Raw genomic sequence first — 18,216 nt, 5'->3', positions numbered from 1 at the left:
GGAGAGAGAATTGTCGCACGAAAAACTTGTGGGGCGCCTGCCTAGCGAATCCCGGCGCGCAGAAACGACTGCACAAATTGGCGTTGGAATAGTAGGAAAGCCACCAACAACGGGGCGATGCTTAACAGCGTCGCCGCACTGACAGTGGCCCAGTTAACACCGGTTTCTGGCGCGGAGAAAACCCCTAAGCCTACTGTTAACGGACGACTCTCTACCGAATTGGTCACCACCAGTGGCCACAGAAAGTTGTTCCAGTGGTGGCTGATCGAAACGAGCCCGTAAGCAAGGTAGGTGGGCTTGGCCAGGGGGACGTAAACCTTCCACAAAATTTCCAACCAGTTACAGCCTTCAATTCGTGCAGCGTCTTCCAGCTCACGGGGAATGGTCTTAAACGTCTGGCGAAGCAGAAAAATACCAAAAGCGCTGGCTACATAGGGCAGCCCGATACCGGTAATGGTGTTGATAAGTCCCAGTTCGCTGGCGATGCGATAGTTCTCGACGATCAGCACCTCCGGAAACACGAATAGCTGAATCAATACCAGCATAAACAGTACGTTTTTGCCGGGGATGGGAAAGCGCGCAAAGGCAAACGCCGCTAACGTGCAGACCACAAACTGGGCAAACACCACCCCAGTCACCAAGGTGAAGGTGTTCAAGTAGTAGCGGGCAAAGGGTGCCTGAGCCCAGGCGTTTTTAAAGTTATCCAGCGTAAGTGGGGCAAATAAGTCAAAGCGCACCATATAGGCAGGAGGATGAAAGGCGGCCCAAAAGGCGTAGAGCAGTGGAAAAATCCAAATAATAGCCAGCAGCCATGCAGCTACGGTTTCAAGCGCCGGGATTGAAAAGTAATCAGGACGAGGCGCATAGGTCTTTGATTTAGCAGTAACTGACTTCATTGGTAATGCGTCCTACGGTCTAGAATCGTGAACTTCACCGTGGCAACGACCGCCAGTACCAGCAGAATGACCACCGTAATCGTTGCTGCTGTGGTGCGGTCAAAGAACGAAAACGCGTTCTCATAAACGTAATAAAGCAGCAGATTGGTGGCGTTATTGGGCCCGCCCTTGGTCAGAATAAACAGGTGATCCACCACTCGAACGGCGTTGATCAGCGCATTAATAAGCACGAACAGCGTCGTGGGCATCAGCAGCGGAAAGGTGACTCGCCAGAAGAAGCTCCAGCGGCTGGTGCCCTCAAGGTCAGAAGCCTCTTTGAGTTCGGGAGCAATTCCCTGCAGTGCCGCTAGGTAAAAAATCATAAAAAAGCCGGCTTCCTTCCACACCGACATCACAATCACTGATCCCAGTGCCATGCTTGGGTCGCCAAGCCAGTTCACACCGGAAAAACCTAACGCACCTAGTAGTTTATTAAATAAACCAATCTGTGGGGCGTAGAAGAACATCCAGATATTGGCAGCCGCAATCATCGGTAAGATAGTGGGCGTAAAGTAAGCCATGCGCACAAAGCCGCGACCGCGAAGTTTGCCATTTACAAACAGCGCCATGCCCAATGCCAGCGCAATAGACGTCGGAATCGTACCAATGGCATAAATTAGGTTGTTACGGGCTACTTTCCAAAAGGTTGGGTCATCAAACAGTAGCTGGTAGTTTTCGAGCCCCACAAACTCCGCAGGGGCGCCACGAAAGCCAGGTAGAAACAGGCTGTTAATTACCGTAGTGATAGTGGGTAGATAGGCGAAGGTTGCCAGGAGCACGGCGGCAGGAAGTAATAACAGTGCGCCGTACAGTTGCATGCGCCGATGTGAGGTCATTTCGGCCATAAGTATCTCTCGATAACCACTTTAAAAATGCCGCATGAAGCATAGCCCTATGAAACATAGCCCTATGAAACATAGCCCTATAAAGCATAGCCCTATGAAATATAGCCCTATGAAGCATAGCTCCAAGCGGCATGAAGACTGTTTAGCGAGCGTAACGGCGCAGTACGCCTTCGGCTTCGCGCTGTGCCTGATTAAGCGCTTCTTCCGGCGTCATTTGACCAGTTAGTGCAGCTTGCACAGCGTTATCCAATGCGCGTCTCACTCGGCCACCTTGGTAGGTGGAAAGCTCTGCGGTGCCGTGTTCCAGCTGATCTCGGGCCACCGCTGCTGGCGAGAACTCTTCCACATAGTTTTGCAGCGCATCGGTCTCGTAAGCGGCGGGACTAACGCCCATGTAGCCGGTTTCAATTGACCAGGCAGCGGCGCGCTCGGGGGCTGTCATCCAGCGGATAAAGGTCATCGCCGCACGCTGCTCTTCTTCACTGGCGTCTTCGAAGATGTAGAAGTTACCACCACCGGTAGGGCTGCCGCGCTGAGTGTTCATGGGCAGCATGGCAACACCGAAGTCAAACGTAGCTTCGTTACGTACAGCGGTCAGGTTGCCCGTGGTGTGCCACATCATGGCGGTGGACGCTTCGAGGAAGTTCTGGCGTAACGTTCCCCACTCGATGGTGCCGTCGGGCATGGCATTGTGTTCAGTGGTTAGCGATACCCAGTACTCAAGCGCCTCAATGGCGGCGGGGTCATTGAAGTAAACCTCAGTGCCGTCGTCGCTCATTAAGCGGTGGCCGTTCTGAAACGCGAAGGCCTGAAACATCCAGTAGGGGTAGCCGGTGGAAGGCACCATCACGCCCCACTGATCGCCATTGGAGGCTTCGCGAATGGTCGCGGCCATTTCGGCCATCTCTTCCCAGTTTTCGGGGGGCGTTTCGGGGTCTAGACCAGCGGCTTCAAAGGCATCTTTGTTCCAGAACAACACAATGGTGGAGCGCTGGAAAGGGATGCCGTAGGTTTTGCCATCCAACTGGCCGTTTTCCATCAAACCAGGGTAAAAGCTGTCGAGCCATTCGCGCTCTTCATCGGTTTCGATTAAATCATCGAAGGCGACGATCGCATTCTGCTCAATCAATTCGTAAAGGTCGATGGAGAACAGTACCGACAGTTGTGGTGCATCACCGGCCTCAATGGCAGACATTGCGCGCACGCGGGTATCGTCGTAGTTACCGGCGTAGATGGCTTCCACGTTGATGTCGGGGTATTCGTTCTCAAACTCAGCTACCAAGTTATCGATGACATCCGTCAGTGCACCGCCCACCGAGACGGGGTAGTACATAGTAAGGTCAACACTATTCGCGTTCACCTGGGCAGCGCTTAATAGGCCAGCTGCTAAGGTGGTCATAGCGAAGGGTATACGTACGTGCATAAACGGCTCCACAGTTGTCAGTAATGGCTGAACAGCTATTCATTGATCAGTATTGGAAAGAGCCCACTGCCGGTGGACGAGGTACTGCTCGGAGTGTTTTAGAGAAGGTACTAGGCGTTAAGTCATCTCGGCGCAGGCCGTCAGCATTGAAGAGATGGGCCTTTTCGCTTGCCCAGCTAAGGCAACAGGGTTGACCTGCCAGCGAATGCTTGCCGCTCATACGCACCCTTAGGGTATGGCCACCTACGGTGACATGGGCAATCGTATCGGCACCCAAGTATTCATCGCTCACAACTAGTGCGGGCACGCCGTACGTAGAGGGTGGCCGTAGTTCAATATCTTCGGGGCGGACTCCCAAATGACCACCTGCAGCTTCCAAAGATGCCACGGGAGTGCTGGGTTCGCCTTCAATAATGGCGCCCTTTTCCCCCGCCACCAGTGGCAGCAGGTTCATAGCGGGGCTACCAATAAAGCTGGCGGCAAAGGCGCTAGCGGGGCGGTTATACAGTTCGTCAGGCGTGCCATCCTGCACGATTTTGCCGTGCTGCATTAAAATAACCCGATCACCCATGCTCATGGCTTCGACCTGGTCGTGGGTGACGTAGATAACTGTCATGTTCAAGCGGCTTTGCAGCGCTTTAATTTCCCGGCGCATATCGCTACGCAGCCGTGCATCCAGATTGGAAAGGGGCTCATCCATTAAGCAAATAGGGTGTTCGGATATAACCGCGCGCGCCAGTGCTACACGCTGGCGCTGGCCGCCAGAAAGCTGGGAGGGCTTACGGTTGAGGTAGTCGGTGAGATCGACCAGTTCGGCGACCTTCGCCAGCCGCTCGCGCTGTTCTGGCTTGGGCACTTTGCGGCTGCGTAGGCCAAACACGATGTTGTCTGCAACGCTTAGATGTGGAAACAGCGCATAGGACTGAAACACCATACTTAGCCCACGGTCTCCAGGCGGCAGGCGCGTCACGTCGCGCTCACCAATATAAATACTCCCATCGCTGGCCTCTTCCAAGCCTGCGATCATGCGCAGCGTGGTGGATTTTCCACAGCCCGAAGGCCCTAGCAGAATAACAAACTGGCCAGGGGAGACGTCGAAGGAGATGTTATCGACAGCAGTGGTCGCGTCCCAACGTTTGGTGACGCGTTCCAAGCGGATACGCGATTGATTTGACATAGCACACACATCACCGGCTGTTGGTTGTTATTAGTTCAGCTTGTGTTGAAGGTGTTGCACTAGTATGACACTTATATAGCAATCTTGTGTCAAGCGAAAAAATTACTTGGCGAGCTTTATCCCGTAGCGCTGCAGCCTTCGCACCACGCTAGATTGGCTGATACCAAGTCGTTCGGCGATGGCATAGGTGCTGGGCAGTGTTTTACTCAGTTCAGTGAGGGTTTCGCACTCGAGGCGAGCGAGATACTGCTTAAGCGTTTCATGGGGTTCTAGTGTTGCTGTGGGAAAAGAGGGAGAGCTACTCGGTGAGTTTTCAGCGTAGCTATGCTCTGCGAGGGAATGAAATACAGGCACTTCGATTTGATCGGTGGGGCTTGAGAGCCAGGCTCTTTCCAGCCAGTTTTCCAGTTCACGAACATTGCCTGGCCACTCGCCGCCCATTAACGTTGACCACACTCGGGTATCGAGAATTTTTTGTCGACCATAGCGTTGATTTAGTCGTTTCAAGCAAGCTTCTACAAGGTCAGGAATATCTTCACGGCGCTCCCGAAGCGGTGGTAATGTCACTGGGATAACATTGAGGCGATAGTAAAGATCTAAACGAAACTGCCCGGCTTCTACCTGTTTGGCCAAATTCTGATTGGTGGCAACCACCAAGCGGAAATCAACCCGACGAGGTCGAGTGTCACCCAAGCGAGTGAGGCTACCATCCTGAATTACTTTGAGTAGCTTGGTTTGCATCAATAGCGGCAGCTCGCCGATTTCATCCAAAAACAGCGTACCGCCCTCAGCCTGCTCTAAGAGGCCCGCTTTTCCCTGCCGCGCGGCACCGCTGAAGGCGCCGGGCTGATAGCCAAACATTTCGGACTCAAACAGATTCTCGGGAATCGCCGCGCAGTTAACGTCAATAAAGGGGCCGTCACAGCGCTGACTCCAGCGGTGCAGCTGTTTGGCAAAAGCGCTCTTACCAACGCCGGATTCCCCCAGCATCAGCACATTAGCATCGGAAGGGGCGACCCGCTTAAGCAGTAGCGCTATTTCGCGCATCACGCCGCTGCGCACCTGTAAATTATCCAGTGCGTCATCCAACGCCTGCTCTTCTGCATCCGGTGCTGCCTGACTGCGTTTTAAGTGTTCGCTAAAGCGTTTTTGCAGCAGCGCGTATTCGTCTTGGAGTAACTGTAGGTCGGTTAAATCCCGCGAGCGGCTGATAATACGCTCTAGCTTGCCTTCCACAAACACGGGGTAGGCTTCAGCGATTACCCGGCGGCCTGTTCCGGTTACCTGCATCAGCTGGGCAGGCCTGCGGGTGCGCATCACTTCCAGAGTTATCGATGGTTTGAGCACACCGGCGGTTTGTAGTTGTTGGACACTGCTAGAAAGCAGCTCTTCCCGTGATATCCCGTAAACCGCTTCGGCACCGGGGCTAATATCCAGCACGCGGCCTTCGCCACTGACGATAAAGAAGTGGTCGTTTGCAGTCTCCACAATAGTTTTCAGTACGCGTTTGTCTATCTCGCTCATCCTGTTTCGACCCATCCAGTTTCATTCATGGCGCATATATTTTGATCGAACCATTTTCGCATCATTGATTCAGTATTGAATTGTTTGTGGCTGAGATCAATGCATTTCTGCATCAAATTGCCCCTTGCAGTGCCTAATTAGGGGCGCGACGACTTGGCACGCTCTGTGCAATACCTATTCACAAATACCCATTTACAAATACCTGTTTACAAGCCGTAAACGCTACAAAGCCTTAAACGCTAAGCAAGCTACTAAATAATATTCAAAATAAAGCTAAGGAGATGTGTATGTCGGACTTCAATCAGCCTCTGGGCGGTAACACTATGCCGCGCTTTGCTGGACCCGCCACCATGATGCGCCTACCCACCCAAGAGACTGCCGAAGGCTTAGATGCGGCATTTATTGGCATCCCCATGGATATTGGCACCTCCAACCGCCCGGGGACACGCCTTGGCCCGCGCCAGATTCGCGATGAGTCTCGCATGCTACGCCCCTACAATATGGCGACTCGTGCCGCGCCTTTTGAAAGCCTGCAGGTGGCGGATATCGGTGATGTACCGATTAATACTTTCCACCTACCGAAAAGCGTCGACATCATCACCGCCTTCTACAATGACGTGCTCAAGCACAACTGCATTCCGCTAACCCTGGGCGGTGAACATACACTGACGCTGCCGATTCTGCGCGCCATGGCCAAAAAGCACGGCCCGGTGGGACTGATTCATATCGATGCTCATGCCGATGTAAATGAGCATATGTTCGGCGAACCCATTGCCCACGGCACACCATTTCGTCGTGCCCAAGAGGAGGGCTTATTGGCCCACGGCAAGGTGGTACAAATAGGTCTACGCGGTACCGGCTATGCCGCTGAGGATTTTGACTGGTGCCGCGATCAAGGCTTTCGTGTCGTGCCCGCCGAGGAGTGCTGGTACCGCTCGCTAGCGCCGTTGATGCAGGAAGTGCGCGAGCAGATGGGCGATATCCCGGTATATATCAGCTTTGATATCGACGGTTTGGATCCTTCCGTTGCCCCTGGCACCGGCACGGTGGAGATGGGCGGGCTGACCTCGGCTCAGGGGCTAGAAATAGTGCGCGGCGCGACGGGCTTGAACATTGTCGGCTGTGACCTGGTGGAAGTATCACCGCCTTACGATCCTAGCGGTAACACCGCGCTAATGGGCGCCACGCTGTTGTATGAAATGCTCTGCGTCCTGCCAGGGGTCAAACGTAGCGATTAATGCCGGACTAATCGCTCATAACTAGTTATCAAATAAAAAAAGCGCTGTCCCTGCAACGCCGCTAGCCCACCTCCAATAATCACTTCCAATGGGTGAACTCTATGTCTTATAGCAACGTTAAATCGGAACAGCCGACCTCGTCGGCGCCGATACCTCCCGCGCACTTACTGAAGTTTCTGATCCCATCGCTGATTGGGGTGCTGCTGTTTCTAGTCCCTTTCCAAGTGGGGGATTCTATTAATATTGGCATGGGCCTAATGGCAGATGGTTTGCAAACCCTGCTGGGCTCGGCGTTGCCAGCCATTGCGGTGGTGATACTCTGCTTGTCAGTGGTGGTAACGCTATACGCCAAAATCGCTCAACCTGCCTGGGCGAAAAGTGGCCCCTTTCACGAGATGTTTGATGTAGGGGCTATTTGGGTGGTTATGCGCGTACTAGGCGCCATTTTTGTCCTAATGACCTATTTCCAGTTCGGGCCAGAGTTTGTCACTGCCTCCTTTACTGGCGGCGTTATGCTGAATGATTTGGCACCGGTGCTGCTAACGTTCTTCTTTTTTGCGGCGGTGCTGCTGCCGTTTTTGGTTGAGTTTGGCTTTATGGAGTTTATCGGCACCATGGTGCGTAAACCGTTTCGGGTGATTTTTAACCTACCGGGACGTAGCGCTATCGATGCCACCGCCTCTTGGATGGGCTCGGGAACAGTGGGCGTTTTAATAACCGCTCAGCAGTATGAGCAGGGTTACTATAACGGCCGCGAAGCCTCGGTAATCGCTACCAACTTTTCCGTAGCCTCCATTGCTTTCAGCTTATTAGTGATTAACTTCGTCGGTATTAATCACCTCTTCGTGCAGTTCTACTTCACGGTGGTGGTGTCAGGGTTGATCGCGGCGGTCATTGTGTCTCGGATTCCGCCGCTGTCGCGCAAAACCAATGACTACTATGAGCCAGTCGGCTGCCAGTTAAGCGAAGAGCGTAACGAAAATGTGGGTCTATTCCGCTACAGCCTTTTGCAGGCAACCCGTCGTGCAGGCAGCGCGCCTGGGCCACGGGAGTTAGCCCGCTTAGCGCTACTCAACGTCATTGATATCTTCTTAACGTTGCTGCCGTTGGTCTTTGCGATTGGTACTGTTGCACTGATTTTAGCCGAGTTTACCCCGCTGTTTACCTGGCTCTCTTACCCCATGGTGCCGGTGCTGGAACTACTACGTATTCCTGAAGCTCAGGCTGCTGCGCCAGCGACGCTGGTGGGGTTTGCCGATATGTTTCTGCCCGCCGTACTGGCAACTAATATCGAAAGCGAGTTAACCCGTTTTGTGATTGCTTGCCTTTCAATGACGCAGTTGGTGTATATGTCGGAAATCGGCGCGCTGTTGCTCAAATCGAAAATTCCTATCAAGTTCTGGGAACTAGCGGTGGTGTTCCTACTGCGTACGGCGATTACGCTGCCGATCATTGCCTTTATGGCCCATACGTTTTTCTTCTAAGAGGCCTGCAATGAACGCTAATGTAACAAGTAATCAAGCGACAATGACCTGCGCACAACTGCTGATTCGCTTGCTGCGTGATACTTACGGTATACGTACACTGTTTGGCATTCCTGGTGTGCATACGGTGGAGCTGTACCGAGGGCTAGAAGGTAGCAGCGTTCAACACATCACCCCGCGCCATGAACAGGGTGCAGGGTTTATGGCTGACGGTTACGCGCGGGCCAACGGTCAACCGGGTGTCTGCCTGATTATCACCGGCCCAGGAATGACCAATATTGCCACCGCCATGGGCCAAGCCCTGGCGGACTCTATCCCCATGTTGGTGATCTCCAGCGTTAACCGCCGCGATACGTTGGGCCTAGGCCAAGGGCGACTGCATGAGTTGCCTAGCCAGCAGCAGATGATCAGCGGCGTAGCACGCTTTAGCCACACGTTGTTGGATGCCAATACGCTACCCGAGGTGCTGGCCCGTGCCTTTGCCATCTTCAATGGGGCGCGCCCAGGCCCGGTACATATCGAAATCCCTATCGATCTATTTAATGCGCCGGTGAGTGTGCCGGTTAGCTGGCAGACGCCTACGCTTTATCGAGCAGCGCCTGACCCGGAAGGGCTTGCTGAAGCTGCGCGCTTACTCATAGCAGCGAAGCAGCCCTTGGTACTGCTGGGTGGTGGCTGTGTTTCAGCGCCAGAGGCAGCACGGCAGTTGGTTGAGCAGCTCAATGCGCCAACAGTGACCACCATTAACGCCAAAGGGCTGCTAGGGCGCGACCATCCGCTGGATTTGGGGGCTAATGCGGCGCTGCCCGCCGTGCGTGAGCTAGCGGCCAATGCTGATGTGATTTTGGCGGTAGGCACTGAGTTAGGTGAGACAGATTACGACGTGGTATTTGACGACGGCTTCTATCTCAATGGCACGCTGATTCGTATTGACCTCGACCCAGAGCAGCTGGTGCGCAATCAGCGTACAACCCTTGGCCTAGTGGGTGACGCTGGGCGTAGTCTTGAGCTGCTACTCAATCACATCCCAGCCCCATTGCAGCGTAACGGCGTTGAACGAACGGCTGCTGCACTGAGCGCGCTAGACCTAGTCAATGATCCAGCTTTTGCCGACTTCGTACCGCTCTATACAGTGCTTGCTGAGTATCTTCCCGAAGCAATTCTGGTGGGCGATTCCACCGCGCCGGTGTATGCAGGCAATCACTTAGTGAGCCAGCCAGCACCACGGCGTTATTTCAATGCTTCAACGGGCTACGGTACCTTGGGTTACGGCTTGCCGGCGGCGTTAGGCGCACAGCTAGCGCGCCCAGACCTAGCTGTCGTGGCACTGGTAGGTGACGGCGGGGTGATGTTTACCCTTTCTGAGATGGCAACAGCGGTAGAAGCGCGACTGCCGGTGGTGATTGTGCTGTGGCATAACGCTGGTTACGAAGAGATTCGCCGCTATATGGATGCTAACGGCGTGGCGCGTTTAGGCGTGGATATTCAAGCGCCAAACTTCCTCACCCTGGCCGAAGGCTTTGGTTGCCCCGGCATATTAGTTGAGAGCCCCGCTGAGTTTGCCAAGGCGCTCGCTAATCGCGAAACCAACGGGCCGTTACTGATCGAAATTGATGCCGCTGCCTGGCAGCGTGCGTGCGCATTTACTGACTAGGATATTTTCATGCAGTCACTCAGCCAGCAACTTATCAATCAACAATTTATCAACAACCAGTTCATTAATAGCCAGTGGGTCATCTCATCAGGCACCCGCATGCTCGATGTGATGAACCCTTTTAGTGAGGAGCGCATTGCTCAAGTCACTGCGGGTGATGCGGCAGATGTAGAAGCTGCTGTAAAAGCTGCGCAGCAGGCGCAGCCCGCTTGGCAAGCGCTGAGCGGCTCCGCTCGTGCAGTATTCTTGGATGGTTTTGCTGATCGTTTGGAAAACCGTCGCGATGCACTTATTACGCTCTCGGCCACCAATAACGGTAAGCCACTGGCGGAAGCAGGGATTGATCTGGACGATGCAATTGCCTGCTACCGCTACTACGCGAAACAGGCCAAGGCGCTGGATGCTCGCCAAGGCGAGCTGGTTAGCGTAGGGATGGAGGGCGTTGAAGCGCGTACGTATCACGACCCCGTTGGTGTTGTTGGGTTGATTACACCATGGAACTTCCCGCTGGTGACAAGCGCCTGGAAACTGGCGCCTGCTCTGGCGGCAGGCTGTACGGTGGTACTCAAGCCTTCTGAAGTGACACCGCTACCTGAGTTGGTGTTGGCGGAGATTGCTCTGGAGGTTGGTTTGCCCGAGGGTGTGCTGAACCTGCTCAATGGTGACGGTGAGGGCATCGGCGCTCCGCTGACCAATCACTCCGGTGTGGATAAAATCTCCTTCACGGGCAGTAATCGCGTTGGCGAAGCAGTGATGCAAGCGGTGGCTGCTCGTACTGCCAGTGTGTCGCTGGAGCTAGGCGGAAAATCACCGATTTTGGTGATGGAGGACGCTGACCCAGCTCAAGCCGCTGACTGGGTAATAGCGGGCATCTACTTCAATGCTGGTCAAATTTGCTCTGCCACCTCGCGTTTATTGGTACATGAAGACGTAGCGGAAGCGCTCTATTCCGCTCTTGCTGAGCGTATGGATGCGTTAACGCTAGGCGACCCGCTTGCGGAAGGGACTGACTTAGGCCCACTGACCAGCGCTAAACAGCGCGACGCAGTGCAGCGTTATTTGGATATTGCCGAACAGGAAGGCCTGACGCCAGTGCGTTATGCGCAACATCGCACCTTGCCAGCGAAGGGCTATTTCTTAGCACCGACGCTTTACCGCGATGTGCCAGTAGAGAGCCGCCTATGGCAAGAAGAGATTTTTGGCCCGGTGCTCTGCGGCCGCAGTGTGGCAAGCGAAGCCGAAGCCATTCAACTCGCTAACGACAGTACCTATGGCTTGGCAGCCACGGTAATTAGTGGTGACCCCGAACGAGCCAAACGCATTGGTCGTCAGCTCAAAGCCGGTAGCATTTGGTACAACAGCGAGCAGCTAGTGCTACCCGAAACCGCCTGGGGCGGCTTCAAGCGCAGTGGCATTGGCCGTGAGTTGGGCCCTTGGGGGTTAAGTGCTTACTTGGAAGTGAAGCATGTGGTTGGGCCTGCTTAACGCTCAGGCATCGCATAGCGCCGGGTCGATCTCCCTGCTTTTACCACCTGCCCTGGCACCTCGTGGCCGATAAGGTCGGGGAGGGTGGCGGCGACCTTAAGCAGTGCATCTAAATCAACGCCGGTATCGATGCCCATGGTCTCAAACATATGCACTAAGTCCTCGGTGCATACATTGCCGCTGGCGCCTGGGGCGAAGGGGCAGCCGCCCAATCCACCTAGTGAAGAGTCGAAGCGGCTAATGCCCGCTTGCCATGCTGCTAGTGCGTTAGCCAAGCCCATCCCGCGGGTGTTGTGAAAGTGCAGTGTGAACGGCGTTTCTGGCCAGCGCTCAAGCACTGCTTCACACAGGCGCTTCACCTGTGCTGGGTTTGCCATACCGGTGGTGTCGCAGAGCGTAATACCCTGAATGCCAAGGCCGATAAGCTTTTCAACAAGCGACAGCACTCGTGCCTCGGGTACTTCACCTTCAAAGGGGCAACCGAAGGTCGTGGACAGAGAGGCGTTGATAAAGACGCCGCTACCCTGCGTCACTTCTAAAATCGCTGCGAACTGCTCAAGGGATTGCTCTGACGTCATGCGTAGATTGGCCAACCCGTGGCTATTGCTGGCGGACATGACTAAGTTGATCTCATCCACCTGGCAGGCCAGCGCCCGTTCGGTACCTTTTACGTTGGGTACCAGCACGGTGATGTCGACGCCCTCCCGGCGCTGAATACCGGTCACTACATCAGCGGCATCACGCAGATTGGGGATCGCTTTGGGTGATGTGAACGAGGTCGCTTCTATGCGCCGCAGCCCGGTGGTGGAGAGCGCGTTGATCCAAAGAATTTTTTCTTCGGTAGGCACAAAACGCGCTTCAATCTGCAGGCCGTCCCGGGGAGCGACTTCGTTGATCTCTATTTTTGTGGGGCACGGTGATAACTGGCTCATAACACGCTCCCTAGATAATGCCCGCTTGGCGCAGTTTGGCGCGGGTTTCGTGGTCGATACCTAGCTCATCCAGCACATCGTCGGTATGTTGCCCTAGCTGTGGGCCACCGTTGCCCAGCCGCCCAGGGGTAGCGCTAAGCTTGGGTAGTACGCCGGGCACTTTGAGTGGTTTGCCATTGGGGCGGGTAAAGGTTTGAATCATCTCCCGGGCTAAATAGTGGGGATCATGGGCGATATCTTCAGCGGTATAGGGATAGCCTACAGGCACACGGGCGTCATCCAGTGCTTGCAATATGGCATCTCTTGGGCGCTCTTTAGTCCATGCCTGAATGGCGGCATCAATTATCTCAGCTTGCTGGCTACGCCCATCGTTATGAGCCAGCGCTGGGTCGTTAGCAAGGTCTTCTCGGCCAATCACACCCATTAAGCGTTTGAAGATGCTGTCACCGTTACCGGCAATTAGCACGTAATCGCCACCCTGGCAGCGGTAGGCGTTTGAGGGGGTAATGCCCGGCAGGGCGCTGCCGCTGGGTTCTCGCACTTGTCCACTGGCATCGAACTCCGGCAGTAGGCTCTCCATCATCGCGAATACTGATTCATACAGCGCAACATCGACCTCTTGGCCTAGTCCGCTGCGGTTGCGCTCCTGAAGCGCTAACAGTGTGCCGATCACTGCGTAGAGGGCAGAAAGCGAATCACCGATGCTGACGCCCACGCGTACCGAAGGCTCACCCGGTTGACCGGTGAGGTAACGTAGCCCGCCCATGGCCTCGCCAATCACCCCAAAACCGGGCTTGTCGCGATAAGGCCCCGTTTGCCCGTAGCCGGAAATATGTACCATGATCAGCCGTGGGTTCAGTGCTGAAAGCGCTTCCCAACCTAGCCCCCAGTTATCTAACGTGCCAGGGCGAAAGTTTTCCACCACCACGTCTGCCTCAGCGGCAAGCTGGCGCACCAGCTTTTGGCCCTCTGCACTGCGCAAATCCAGTGCCACTGAGCGTTTGTTGCGGGTTTGCACATGCCACCAGAGCGATGTGCCCTCTTCTAACATTCGCCATTTGCGAAGTGGATCGCCGGTGCCGGGAGGCTCGATTTTGATCACGTCAGCACCAAATTCACCCAGCAACTTGGTGGCGAATGGCCCTGCAATTAGTTGGCCTAGTTCCAGAACTTTCAGGCCCTGAAGCGGAAGCTGGCGCGCTTCGGAAGCATTCATTTAGGCTCTCTCTTTATCATTGGCTTTATTACTTGTTGTCAGCATGCGCGAGGCACTAAGTGGCGACAATTAGGCAATGGGTAACAAAGGGTTCGTGGCTGGCGAAGGGGTGAGTTAGCATTAGGTGCTTGTCTCTGAGGAGTTTGTTGCATGCGCCGCTTTGATTTTGTGACTCTTAAGCTGTTTATCTCCGTGGCGGATGAGGGCCGCTTAACGGCAGCGGCCGAGCGCGAACATTTAGCACTTGCTGCGGTCAGCAAGCGGATTAGTGACTTGGAAGCACTGGTGGGTACTACGCTGCTTTATCGCCGTCCGCGAGGGGTCGAGCTAACCCCGGCTGGGCAGGCTTTTTTACATCATGCAAGACGCATTCTGGATAACATAGAACGCCTGCATGCTGAATTAAGTGAGTATGGTGAAGGTGTGCGCGGCCATGTGCGCATCCACTCCAACACCTCGGCGATTATCGCGTTTCTCCCTCAAGACCTAAGCGCTTTCTCGCGTCTCTACCCAGAAATTAAAATTGACCTGCAAGAGCGGGTCAGCAACGAAATTATTGCTGCGGTACGTGATGGTCTCACCGATATCGGTATTTTTGCCGGGCATGTGGCTGCGCCTGATCTTCAGCAGCTCTCTTATCGGCATGACCGCTTAGTGCTAATGACGCCCTTGGATCACCCTCTGGCTGAACGTGAAAGTATCGCTTTTAACGAAGCATTGGCCTTCGATTTTATTGGGCTGCAGCAGGATACGTCGCTTCAGTCACTGCTAAATGAGCAGGCCAATGTAGCGGGAAAGGCGCTGCGGATGCGTATTCAGGTACGTAGTTTTGACGCCATTTGCCGCATGATTCACCACGGTATGGGCGTGGGTGTGCTACCAGAGCAAACCATTTATCGTGACCTGGGTGACTTGCAGCTTAAAAGTATTCCGCTGAGCGACTCCTGGGCGCAGCGTGAGCTGGTGATTGGTATGCGCCGTTACGCCACGTTGCCGGTGACTGCTCGGCACTTGGTGGATCACCTCATCCACAAGCAAGATGATCACTAGCCGCAAAAATGACCTCTTTATGGCTTCGTGTTTTGAGAAAGCGAAGAATTCCTGCTTACTCCTCCTGGGGCCTAATAAATGCGAGCCAGTGGTTAATCACTTCAGGTAAGTATTAATCTTTGGTCGTATGACGTTGGGTGACTCGGCAAAACAGCGCGCTATAGCGACGTTTCTAGCCATCGTATTTAACGAAGTCAGCCTTCTTGAACGTCGATTTGAGCCCTTTGGTTGCTTGTTTCAAGATCAAGCAAGCGTTACTAAAGCTATTACAAAAGCACATCCAATAACGATAATCGTGGAGTGTCCTACGATGCGGAAACAACTGTTTGCTATGCTGGCTACCCTTGGAATGCTAACGGCGGCTCCCTTCGTCCTAGCCAACCCTATCGAAATTCAAGTTAACAACACCATGAGTGAGGGCGGCTCTGAAAGCGCCGCTGTGGAGCGCTTTGCTGAATACCTGGAAGAGCAAGCCCCAGGCCGCTTTAACGTGCGCCCCTTTTTAGCAGGCTCGTTGGGGGGTGAAAACGCTATTCTCGAGTTGCTTAATCTGGGCCAGACACAGCTATCTATTACCGGTGGTAACTGGCGACAGCAGTACGCCGCCGAATACGACGCGATTACCGTGCCGTTTGTCTTCACCACTTGGGAAGAAGTCGACGCCTATATGGAAAGCCCATCTGGTCAGGCGCTGATAGAGCAGGCGGAAAGCCAAGGTGGTCTAAAATACTTTGGCACCCAGCACCGTGGCCCGCGCCATATGACGGCGAATAAAGCTATTAACACGCCGGATGATCTCCAGGGGTTCCGCCTACGCCTTCCTTCACTGCCAGTATGGCTAGAAGTATGGGAAGAGATTGGGGCACAGGTGGTGAATGTACCCGCACCAGAGATTTATCTTGCCATGCAGACCCGCCAGGTAGATGGCCACGAGAACTCCCTTTCTTCGCCTTATACCCGCCGACTATGGGAAGTACAGGATCACATCATTCTTACCAGCCATGTGCAGTTTCCGTGGAACTGGGTAGCGAGCTCGCGTTGGTGGGAAGGGCTTGATGAAGAAGACCAAGCGTTAATTGAGGAGGCCATCCACGTTGCCCGCAAGCATGGTTCTGAGCGGGAGCGCGAATTGGATGAGTACTACCTGGAAGCACTGCAGGAAGAGGGTATGACCATTATTGAGCCCGATATCGAAGCCTTCCGTGAAGCGGCATTGCCGGCGATTGATCGAGTGATGGCCAAAATGGCAGATGGCGTACGCGAAGATGCGCTAAGTAACGACGGCGAATAAGACGTGTATGAAACGAGCAGCGGCGGCCCACTGGGCCGTCGTTGACGTTTCTCACGTTGCTAAATACTGAGGAGTTTTTCTGTGGATAACGCAGTAGCGCCCCAAAAAGGGCCTGATCGAATCGCTTTTTATATATTGCGCTACTTAACCCGGCTTTGTGACGGCATAGGGGTAGCATTAGTTGCCGCTATCTTGTTGCTGATTGTGTCGGCAGTGGTGGCAAGAGATTTGCTGGGATTGGGCATGCCATGGACTGAAGAGGTGGCGTCCCTATTGGCCATCTATGCCATTGGGTTTGGGTCGCTATCTGCCTGGGTGCGCAGTGAACATTTAGTAGTGGATCTATTCAGTCACAGGCTGTCTGGCTTGGGTAAAAATGTGCAATATCGGATTACCGCGCTTATCTCCTGCGGTTTTTTTGTGCTCGCCGCTTGGGGCGCTTGGATTATGTCGGATATGAGTTCCAACAATAAAACGGTCTCTTTGAGCATTAGTTTCAGCTACCTCTATTACGGTATTTTCTTCAGTTTTGCGGGCATGGCACTGATTGCGGTATGGCAAACGCTACGCGGCCCAGTAGCTTGGCTAGAAGCGCCCCGTGAAGAGGAGATCAAGCCATGACCGAGCTACTAATTTTTGTTGGCGGGCTATTGGTGCTGATGGCGATTGGCTTGCCCGTAGTGGTTGCTATCGGTGTGACCTCGTTTATTGCTCTTGGGGTTACGGGGGCGGGCGGGCTGCCGGTCGAGTTGCTCTCACTGCGTATGGTGCAGACACTCAATAACTTCACGCTGCTGGCGATACCGCTATTTATTTTGGCAGCCAACATTATGAATATTGGCTCTACGACCACACGGATTTTTGACTTTGCCACTGCGCTTGTTGGCTTTACCAAGGGCGGTCTTGGCCACGCTAATGTGGTGGCCAGCTCTATCTTTGCAACCATGTCCGGTACTGCGGTAGCAGATGCTGCTGGGCTTGGCAGTATAGAAATTAAAGCCATGAAAGAGCGCGGCTACGAGCTAGGTTATTCTACCGGCGTGACGGCTGCTTCCAGTGTTATAGGCCCTATTCTGCCGCCCAGTATTGCGCTGGTGGTTTATGGTTGGCTGGCCAATGTAAGCATTGGTGGGCTATTTATGGCGGGCTTGCTGCCGGGTATTTTGATGGCGCTGCTGCTGATGGGAATGACGGTACTGTTAGGAGCTACCGGCAAGGTGGTGATGCCTAAACCGACGCCCTTTGATGCCTGTGAAGTTGCTCGCACCGGCAAGCGTGCCATCCTGCCAATGATGATGCCTGCGATCATCGTCGGCGGGATTTGGGGGGGCTTTTTTACCCCCACAGAAGCAGGCGCCATTGCTTCACTGTATGCAGTGATTCTGGGCGGGCTTATCTACCGTGATTTGAACTTGCGGGATCTCTATAACGCCTTTCGCCGCACCTTGATGTTTAGTGCGGTGATTCTGCTGATTATCGCCGTTTCCAGCTTCTATGGTTGGATCTTGGTGCGCATGGGGATTCCCCAGGCATTGGCGGGGCAGGTGGCGAGTATTGATATGCCAATGTTTGTACTACTGCTCTGCTTTGCGCTGTTCTTTCTGCTGATCGGTTGCTTTATGTCGGTGATTGAAAGCATCCTGATTTTCACCCCGATTGTGGTGCCAGCCGCATTAAGCGCCGGGCTGGATCCCGTTCACTTCGGCATTGTAATGGTGATCACCCTCTCGGTGGGGGTCATTACGCCGCCGTTTGGCACGGTACTGTTCCTGATGGTCGGGATCACGCGATTACGCTACGGTCAGGTTGTTAGGGCGATAATGCCTTTCTTGCTGCCGATTATTGCTACCATTTTGCTATTGATCGCGGTGCCTGGGTTGGCGACATGGTTACCCGGTGTGATGGGGTATTAATTAGGCCTTGTACGAAAACTGCCCCGATTAGCCATGTGGTGACATGACC

General features: G+C 54.1%; 15 protein-coding genes. 8 read left to right on the top strand and 7 right to left on the bottom strand.

Annotated features, from left to right (window positions below):
• Window positions 1-41: 41 nt before the first annotated feature.
• The 5 genes from CPA45_RS09255 to CPA45_RS09235 form a co-directional block, all read right to left on the bottom strand.
• Entirely contained in the window at window positions 42-896 is an 855-nt protein-coding gene (locus tag CPA45_RS09255) for a carbohydrate ABC transporter permease (RefSeq protein ID WP_096651272.1), read from the bottom strand.
• Entirely contained in the window at window positions 893-1,780 is an 888-nt protein-coding gene (locus tag CPA45_RS09250) for a carbohydrate ABC transporter permease (protein WP_244287562.1), read from the bottom strand. The genes CPA45_RS09255 and CPA45_RS09250 overlap by 4 nt, the downstream gene beginning before the upstream one ends.
• A gap of 142 nt (window positions 1,781-1,922) precedes the next feature.
• Window positions 1,923-3,203 carry an ABC transporter substrate-binding protein gene (locus tag CPA45_RS09245; protein WP_096651271.1) on the bottom strand — a complete coding sequence of 427 codons (1,281 nt, stop codon included), beginning with the start codon at window positions 3,201-3,203 and terminating at the stop codon, window positions 1,923-1,925.
• 46 nt (window positions 3,204-3,249) lie between these two features.
• Window positions 3,250-4,380, bottom strand: coding sequence for an ABC transporter ATP-binding protein (locus CPA45_RS09240; RefSeq protein WP_096651270.1), 1,131 nt, complete (start codon window positions 4,378-4,380; stop codon window positions 3,250-3,252).
• A gap of 102 nt (window positions 4,381-4,482) precedes the next feature.
• The gene (locus tag CPA45_RS09235) at window positions 4,483-5,904 is read right to left on the bottom strand and encodes a sigma-54 interaction domain-containing protein (protein WP_096651269.1); all 1,422 of its coding nucleotides are present in this window, start codon (window positions 5,902-5,904) and stop codon (window positions 4,483-4,485) included.
• A gap of 287 nt (window positions 5,905-6,191) precedes the next feature.
• Here CPA45_RS09235 and speB point away from each other — a divergent pair, with 287 nt between their 5' ends.
• The 4 genes from speB to CPA45_RS09215 all read left to right on the top strand — a co-directional run bounded on the left by speB (window position 6,192) and on the right by CPA45_RS09215 (window position 11,765).
• Entirely contained in the window at window positions 6,192-7,142 is a 951-nt protein-coding gene (gene speB, locus CPA45_RS09230) for an agmatinase (RefSeq protein WP_096651268.1), read from the top strand.
• A gap of 101 nt (window positions 7,143-7,243) precedes the next feature.
• The gene (locus CPA45_RS09225) at window positions 7,244-8,626 is read left to right on the top strand and encodes a YjiH family protein (protein ID WP_096651267.1); all 1,383 of its coding nucleotides are present in this window, start codon (window positions 7,244-7,246) and stop codon (window positions 8,624-8,626) included.
• A 10-nt stretch (window positions 8,627-8,636) separates the two neighbouring features.
• Window positions 8,637-10,280 carry a 5-guanidino-2-oxopentanoate decarboxylase gene (locus CPA45_RS09220; protein WP_096651266.1) on the top strand — a complete coding sequence of 548 codons (1,644 nt, stop codon included), beginning with the start codon at window positions 8,637-8,639 and terminating at the stop codon, window positions 10,278-10,280.
• 9 nt (window positions 10,281-10,289) lie between these two features.
• Window positions 10,290-11,765, top strand: coding sequence for an aldehyde dehydrogenase family protein (locus CPA45_RS09215; protein WP_096651265.1), 1,476 nt, complete (start codon window positions 10,290-10,292; stop codon window positions 11,763-11,765).
• Here CPA45_RS09215 and CPA45_RS09210 read toward each other — a convergent pair.
• Window positions 11,762-12,697: a hydroxymethylglutaryl-CoA lyase gene (locus CPA45_RS09210; RefSeq protein ID WP_096651264.1), complete on the bottom strand. Its 936-nt coding sequence runs from the start codon at window positions 12,695-12,697 to the stop codon at window positions 11,762-11,764. The two genes, CPA45_RS09215 and CPA45_RS09210, sit on opposite strands and share 4 nt — an antisense overlap.
• A gap of 10 nt (window positions 12,698-12,707) precedes the next feature.
• On the bottom strand, window positions 12,708-13,913 hold the full coding sequence (locus CPA45_RS09205) for a CaiB/BaiF CoA transferase family protein (protein WP_096651263.1): 1,206 nt from the start codon (window positions 13,911-13,913) through the stop codon (window positions 12,708-12,710).
• A gap of 150 nt (window positions 13,914-14,063) precedes the next feature.
• Between CPA45_RS09205 and CPA45_RS09200 the strand changes: the two genes are divergently transcribed.
• The 4 genes from CPA45_RS09200 to CPA45_RS09185 all read left to right on the top strand — a co-directional run bounded on the left by CPA45_RS09200 (window position 14,064) and on the right by CPA45_RS09185 (window position 18,167).
• Window positions 14,064-14,963: a LysR family transcriptional regulator gene (locus CPA45_RS09200; protein ID WP_096651262.1), complete on the top strand. Its 900-nt coding sequence runs from the start codon at window positions 14,064-14,066 to the stop codon at window positions 14,961-14,963.
• A gap of 310 nt (window positions 14,964-15,273) precedes the next feature.
• On the top strand, window positions 15,274-16,254 hold the full coding sequence (locus CPA45_RS09195) for a TRAP transporter substrate-binding protein (protein WP_096651382.1): 981 nt from the start codon (window positions 15,274-15,276) through the stop codon (window positions 16,252-16,254).
• An 81-nt stretch (window positions 16,255-16,335) separates the two neighbouring features.
• Window positions 16,336-16,875 (top strand): TRAP transporter small permease, encoded by a 540-nt coding sequence (locus CPA45_RS09190; protein WP_096651261.1) that lies wholly within the window; start codon window positions 16,336-16,338, stop codon window positions 16,873-16,875.
• Complete coding sequence (locus CPA45_RS09185) at window positions 16,872-18,167, top strand: TRAP transporter large permease (protein ID WP_096651260.1); 1,296 nt, start codon at window positions 16,872-16,874, stop codon at window positions 18,165-18,167. Before CPA45_RS09190 ends, CPA45_RS09185 begins: the two co-directional genes overlap by 4 nt.
• Window positions 18,168-18,216: the final 49 nt, after the last annotated feature.

Origin of the sequence: Vreelandella nigrificans (assembly GCF_002374315.1) — a bacterium.
Classification (GTDB): Bacteria; Pseudomonadota; Gammaproteobacteria; order Pseudomonadales; family Halomonadaceae; genus Vreelandella; species Vreelandella nigrificans.
The sequence above is the reverse complement of the archived record's forward strand: the minus strand, read 5'-3'. Positions and strand labels throughout refer to the sequence as shown.

Excerpts from the sequence above, each read along its gene's own strand:
- CPA45_RS09255 (WP_096651272.1), bottom strand. The coding sequence starts at position 896 with ATGAAGTCAGTTACTGCTAAATCAAAGACCTATGCGCCTCGTCCTGAT.
- CPA45_RS09250 (WP_244287562.1), bottom strand. The coding sequence starts at position 1,780 with ATGGCCGAAATGACCTCACATCGGCGCATGCAACTGTACGGCGCACTG.
- CPA45_RS09245 (WP_096651271.1), bottom strand. The coding sequence starts at position 3,203 with ATGCACGTACGTATACCCTTCGCTATGACCACCTTAGCAGCTGGCCTA.
- CPA45_RS09240 (WP_096651270.1), bottom strand. The coding sequence starts at position 4,380 with ATGTCAAATCAATCGCGTATCCGCTTGGAACGCGTCACCAAACGTTGG.
- CPA45_RS09235 (WP_096651269.1), bottom strand. The coding sequence starts at position 5,904 with ATGAGCGAGATAGACAAACGCGTACTGAAAACTATTGTGGAGACTGCA.
- speB (WP_096651268.1), top strand. The coding sequence starts at position 6,192 with ATGTCGGACTTCAATCAGCCTCTGGGCGGTAACACTATGCCGCGCTTT.
- CPA45_RS09225 (WP_096651267.1), top strand. The coding sequence starts at position 7,244 with ATGTCTTATAGCAACGTTAAATCGGAACAGCCGACCTCGTCGGCGCCG.
- CPA45_RS09220 (WP_096651266.1), top strand. The coding sequence starts at position 8,637 with ATGAACGCTAATGTAACAAGTAATCAAGCGACAATGACCTGCGCACAA.
- CPA45_RS09215 (WP_096651265.1), top strand. The coding sequence starts at position 10,290 with ATGCAGTCACTCAGCCAGCAACTTATCAATCAACAATTTATCAACAAC.
- CPA45_RS09210 (WP_096651264.1), bottom strand. The coding sequence starts at position 12,697 with ATGAGCCAGTTATCACCGTGCCCCACAAAAATAGAGATCAACGAAGTC.
- CPA45_RS09205 (WP_096651263.1), bottom strand. The coding sequence starts at position 13,913 with ATGAATGCTTCCGAAGCGCGCCAGCTTCCGCTTCAGGGCCTGAAAGTT.
- CPA45_RS09200 (WP_096651262.1), top strand. The coding sequence starts at position 14,064 with ATGCGCCGCTTTGATTTTGTGACTCTTAAGCTGTTTATCTCCGTGGCG.
- CPA45_RS09195 (WP_096651382.1), top strand. The coding sequence starts at position 15,274 with ATGCGGAAACAACTGTTTGCTATGCTGGCTACCCTTGGAATGCTAACG.
- CPA45_RS09185 (WP_096651260.1), top strand. The coding sequence starts at position 16,872 with ATGACCGAGCTACTAATTTTTGTTGGCGGGCTATTGGTGCTGATGGCG.